Source organism: Paenibacillus sp. F411, assembly GCF_017582705.1.
Classification (GTDB): domain Bacteria; phylum Bacillota; class Bacilli; order Paenibacillales; family Paenibacillaceae; genus Paenibacillus_AQ; species Paenibacillus_AQ algicola.
In genome coordinates this window covers 1-4,836 of sequence record NZ_JAGFIP010000035.1, presented here as the reverse complement: position 1 = coordinate 4,836, position 4,836 = coordinate 1, and the positions used below count along the sequence as shown (strand labels likewise).

General features: G+C 39.9%; 6 protein-coding genes and 1 pseudogene. 6 read left to right on the top strand and 1 reads right to left on the bottom strand.

Annotated elements, in window-relative coordinates:
* From JJQ72_RS20055 to JJQ72_RS20025, 6 genes are all read left to right on the top strand, one after another.
* A partial coding sequence (locus JJQ72_RS20055; protein ID WP_208204765.1) for an IS4 family transposase occupies positions 1 to 745 on the top strand: 745 nt, incomplete at its 5' end.
* Between the two features lie 6 nt (positions 746 to 751).
* Entirely contained in the window at positions 752 to 1,309 is a 558-nt protein-coding gene (locus tag JJQ72_RS20050; RefSeq protein WP_208204764.1) for a polymorphic toxin type 44 domain-containing protein, read from the top strand.
* A gap of 13 nt (positions 1,310 to 1,322) precedes the next feature.
* Positions 1,323 to 1,703, top strand: coding sequence for a hypothetical protein (locus tag JJQ72_RS20045; RefSeq protein WP_208204763.1), 381 nt, complete (start codon positions 1,323 to 1,325; stop codon positions 1,701 to 1,703).
* A 493-nt stretch (positions 1,704 to 2,196) separates the two neighbouring features.
* Positions 2,197 to 3,207 (top strand): RHS repeat domain-containing protein, encoded by a 1,011-nt coding sequence (locus JJQ72_RS20035; protein ID WP_243896302.1) that lies wholly within the window; start codon positions 2,197 to 2,199, stop codon positions 3,205 to 3,207.
* A 237-nt stretch (positions 3,208 to 3,444) separates the two neighbouring features.
* Positions 3,445 to 3,963 carry a hypothetical protein gene (locus JJQ72_RS20030; RefSeq protein WP_208204760.1) on the top strand — a complete coding sequence of 173 codons (519 nt, stop codon included), beginning with the start codon at positions 3,445 to 3,447 and terminating at the stop codon, positions 3,961 to 3,963.
* A gap of 20 nt (positions 3,964 to 3,983) precedes the next feature.
* Positions 3,984 to 4,490, top strand: coding sequence for a hypothetical protein (locus JJQ72_RS20025; RefSeq protein WP_208204759.1), 507 nt, complete (start codon positions 3,984 to 3,986; stop codon positions 4,488 to 4,490).
* 220 nt (positions 4,491 to 4,710) lie between these two features.
* Here JJQ72_RS20025 and JJQ72_RS20590 read toward each other — a convergent pair.
* Positions 4,711 to 4,836 (bottom strand): annotated as a pseudogene (locus tag JJQ72_RS20590) (IS256 family transposase); the annotation flags it as partial.

Here is a 4,836-nt window from a genome sequence, read left to right as displayed (position 1 = left end):
GATGATCGATCGAGCGCTTTCGACAGGCATGCAAGCTTCTTACGTGTTGATGGACAGTTGGTTTACACACGCTCCACTAATCCAATCCATGATCGATCGCGGTCTGGATGTTATTGGCATGGTTAAAGCCGACAAGAAAAGATACCTTGTGGAAGGCCGGCGGTTAACGCTCCAAGAGCTTTACTATAAAGCAGCTCTTGTTCAAGGGAACATCAAAGGCATTCTGCGGTGCATCGGCACTCAGCTGTCTCCTGGGATTCCCGTCACGATGGTCTTTGTGCGCCATCGTTCCAACAAAAAGGAATGGCTCGCCATTTTATGCACCGATCTTTCACTTTCCGAGGAAGAAATCATCCGAATCTACGGAATCCGCTGGGACATTGAGGTTTTCTTTAAGTATGCCAAGTCATTGCTGCGCTTGCAGAAAGAATTTCAGGGACGCACTTATGATTTGTTGATCAGCCACACGACCATTGTCTTTTCTCGATACATCCTGCTGGCTTGGCAACACCGGCAGGGTACCGACAACCGCACCCTGGGTGGTTTATTTCATCTGCTCTGCGACGAAGTCAGCCAACTGGATTGGGCCGTAGCTTTACAGCAGCTCATTCAAATTCTTGAGGATGTGGCTAAGAAAGCAAATAAGAAAATGACAAAACTCATTCAAACACAACTACAGCAATGGATTGCCGATTTGCCCAGTTATATCAAGGCTTATCTGCCAAATTTAAGCTGCGAAAGTTGAGTTAAGATGAAAATTCAGTATAAAGATGCGAGTAATAAGGAAAAAGCAGAATTAAGTAATAAAGCAGCGAAGATTAGAAGTAGCATTGGGCTTTATGATGAAAAAAACAATCCTAAGGGTTACACAGTTAAATCTTCTCTGGGTCTAGATTATTATACTATTATTGATGTAACCAAAAAACTTAATGGGTTAATGCTACAATACGAATATTTGTACTCTGAAAGAACGAATGATAATTTCGTTCGTAACTTAGAAGATTTTTACAACATCGTAAAAAATAAAGCTGAACTAGATTTAAAAAATCAGCCTGACTGGCAGCATTCTCATTTTATTTATTCTGGTGAAGTTGTTGACAAGGACGTCCCTGGGAATATCTCTTACGGTTACTTTGGTAAGGTAATGAATATTCCAGACCGTTTATTAACTGCTGGTGCTGGGTTTGCGCAAATAAAAGCAGGGACTTTTTCAATAAATGGACTTAACTTCACTAGTTTTGGTGACGATCCAAGGGACACACAGAGAATTTTACAAGGTATAAAGATATACTACAAATGGCATAAATAGTTAGGGGTTAGTCATGAAAATGCGTTGGTTATTAACATTTGCTATCAATATATCTTTCATGCTTATAACCGCATGTGGGAATGAGTTATGCAGTAATGATATTGTTGAAAAGATTGACTCGCCTGACAATAGCAAGAGTGCTGTAATCTTTATAAGAGCGTGTGGCGCAACAACTAGTGATTCTTACCATTTATCTATTCTTGAGGAGGATCAAAATTTAAGTAATGAAAAAGGTAATATTTATATTTCACAAGGAAAATTCGAGATAGATTGGAGCGATGACACTAACCTTCATGTTTCATATTACTCAAGTAAAATTTTTAAACAAGAAACGGAATTTCAAGATGTTAAAATAGAATATGAATATAAAAAAATATTGAGTGACATGATTTAATGACCACAATGCGAATAAATTTTCGCCTTGTGGTTTTCTGTCTCTCTGGCATATATCCTGTGGAAGGAATCGATCTAAACATCCCCTAAGTATGAAGAGCAGTTGTACCCATTAGGGAAAGGCTGGTCTTGGAAGTGACACGGCGACAGGACATTTAACCTCATTTAAGGATGCACGGCAGCAGAGAACGATGACATCAATAACACGGTGACCGTAACTAATGAACTTGGACAAAAGACTAGAACGCGATGGAATGCATTCGGCTGGGAATTGGAAGAAGGGGTTTTGACTAATAGCGGACTCAATGTCAAGTCCAGAACCGGCTATGACCATGACCCTTATGGTCGAATCGTATGATCAGAAGATGCACTAGGACAACGTACACAAATCAGTTATGACAGTTGGAGTCGCTAGGTGCTATCGTTTAATTGAGCGAGTAAGCGCAGATGAGACCATTCAGTACACATATGATGCGGCTGGAAAAGGATTATCCATGACAGATTCAACAGGGATTACCGAATATGAGTATGATACGGAGCAAGGCCTTTCGACAAAACTCCAGTACCCGGATAGAAAGGAATTGCGCATTGCATATGATGCTAACGGGAATCGGACGGAAGCTATCGGTCCATTTGGCGGCCAGAGATTTTTCAAATACGATGCGATGGATCGTCTAACTGCCATGGGGACAACCAGTGGATCTGAGGAGTTCGAGTACACCTACTATGCGAATGGCTTGCTTAACCAAACTAAGTTAAATGAGAATTTGACCACGCAGCAGCGATTCATGGGTACAAAGCTGTTAGAGAAGGAACAAGTTCGAGGGCAGCATCTGATTAGTCGCTATCAGTACGAGTACGATGCCAATAACAACATCCAGAAGCGTACTCAGAATGATGTGGTTGATACATTTACTTATGATCAGTTAGTTCGGATAAAAGAATCCAGCGTATTTAATGAGGCGTACACCTATGATAAGCTAGGAAACCGCTTGACCCTAAGTTCGGAACAATGGTTAGAACCGCCATCAATGAACAATACATTTGATGCTCAAGATCGGTTGGTTCAAGTCGCTACCGAAGGTAAGACTGTGCAATATGTATACAACGGAGACGGACTGTTGGTCGAACGTGTCGAGAATGGAGTTCGAAACCGCTATTATTATGATGGAAGCCAGATCATAGCCGAAGCAGAGATCGTCAATGGACAGCCCGTCCATAAAGCAACCTACATCCGCGGAAATGCACTTGAAGCAATCGATTATGCAGACGGTTCAAGAGTGCATGTCTTGTCCAACGGTCATGGAGATATTAAAGAACTGCAGAATGAATCCGGCCAAACGCTCAATAAATACTCTTATGACCTCTGGGGGAACATTATTACCCAGATAGAACAAGTGCATAATCCTTTCCGATATTCTGGAGAGTATTGGGATGATACAACTAAACTCCAATATTTAAGAGCGCGGTGGTACGATCCAAGTATGGGTAGGTTTATGAATTAGGATACGTATGAGGGTAGAATTGATAATCCTAAAAGTTTGAATTTGTATGCATACGTATTAAATAACCCACTAATTTATACTGATCCTACAGGTCATTATTGCCGTTCAAGTGACGGGAATTGGGCACATGCGGGTGACTGTTCAGGGAATAGTGGATCTTCTCAGTATTTAAGGGAAGACAAGTATTTAACTGGTCTCCCAATAATAAGTAATGGTGTACTAACTGGATGGTTAAATGTGGGTACAACTGAAAAGCGCCCTTTTAACTATTATGATCAGCATGCCTTTTTTACCAGTATCGTGGATCGTGGTGTACGTGAAGATGAATTAAGTTGGTTTATTATTGAAACAGTTATAAGTGGCGGGATAGGAGCGTGGAAAAAAGCTGTTAGTTCTGCCACAAAAAATGCAGTGAGTAAAGGTGATACAGTATGGAGTTTTATTAGGCAAACTCAGGCTGTAAGAGAAGGCACATTGATTCCAAGATCTTTTGAGCTAACCAGTCGCAATGCAGGAAAAATGTGGGTACACCCGAATGCAACTAAACATATGGAGGAATATGTTAAAAGGTATACAAGTCATTCTTATAGTATCAATCAACAGGCATTACTTACGAGTTTTAAGTCAGCTGTTGATTATGCGACTAAAAAAGGAATTGAGTATAATAAGCTTGTTAATGTAAGAGGTTGGGAACTGAAGTTTTCAAAAAAAGAAGGGGACATTCTTCCAGTTATTATGCATGCAGTGTATAGATAAAGTAAAAGAAGGTGTTTTGAATGCTAGAGTTAATTAATATTACTGATGAGTGCAGAGTAACTATAGAGTTTGATGACTATGTTCCGCTTAACGTGGAATGGAAACATAGTCAGGGGAGATACAATCTTCCACTTATTTATTGGCGGACAGGAGATATAAGAAAATCGCTTATCGAAATTGGCATAGACTCGATTAGTGGAGTTGTCTGTAGTATGACCTTGGTACTTTCATCTGATAATTCTAAGAGAAATGATATATTGGATATGGGGGAGGTGATGCGGGGTTGCCCAGTTTTTGACATTAGCTCCTTCAATGTAAAGTATATTGATTATGTACAAAGTTTTTCTGTTATAGTTTTGAATAATGCAGTGCTAATTAATTTTTCTGACGAAGTAGCCTTTAGGAATGTAGGGAATAACGATGTGGTGTTTAGCTTTGATAAAGAAGATAGATTACAAAGTATCACTGTATGCAATCTTTCTAAGGAGGACCATGCAAAAATTAAGAGAACGTTAAATATAGATTAATATTGTCGTATTTTAACCACGTGGAATGCTCCATGTGGTTTCTTTTTTAGTTAGGTAAAACTCGCCAACAAAAAATTTCAAGTATTATTCCGGTAGCGTCAAGAATTTTGTGTAAATAGAAAAACCTTGTCTTGTAGATGCCGCGTTGGGTCTGTCAATAAGTTTGTGTAAACTCTAAATCAAGAGTTCCCCTGTTAATGTTAAGAGAAGAAGATGCTCTTTAAGGCAGATGCTGGCCAATCCGTTCAGGATAAAAGACGGATAATTGAAGCAGGATCTGACCCCAGTTTTGGACTCGGCCTGTCCACTTGCGGGTGACATCGACCGTCACTAAATAGAGCATTTT

Coding starts and splice junctions, on each gene's coding strand:
- JJQ72_RS20035 (WP_243896302.1), top strand. CDS start 2,197: ATGACAGATTCAACAGGGATTACCGAATATGAGTATGATACGGAGCAA.
- JJQ72_RS20045 (WP_208204763.1), top strand. CDS start 1,323: ATGAAAATGCGTTGGTTATTAACATTTGCTATCAATATATCTTTCATG.
- JJQ72_RS20025 (WP_208204759.1), top strand. CDS start 3,984: ATGCTAGAGTTAATTAATATTACTGATGAGTGCAGAGTAACTATAGAG.
- JJQ72_RS20050 (WP_208204764.1), top strand. CDS start 752: ATGAAAATTCAGTATAAAGATGCGAGTAATAAGGAAAAAGCAGAATTA.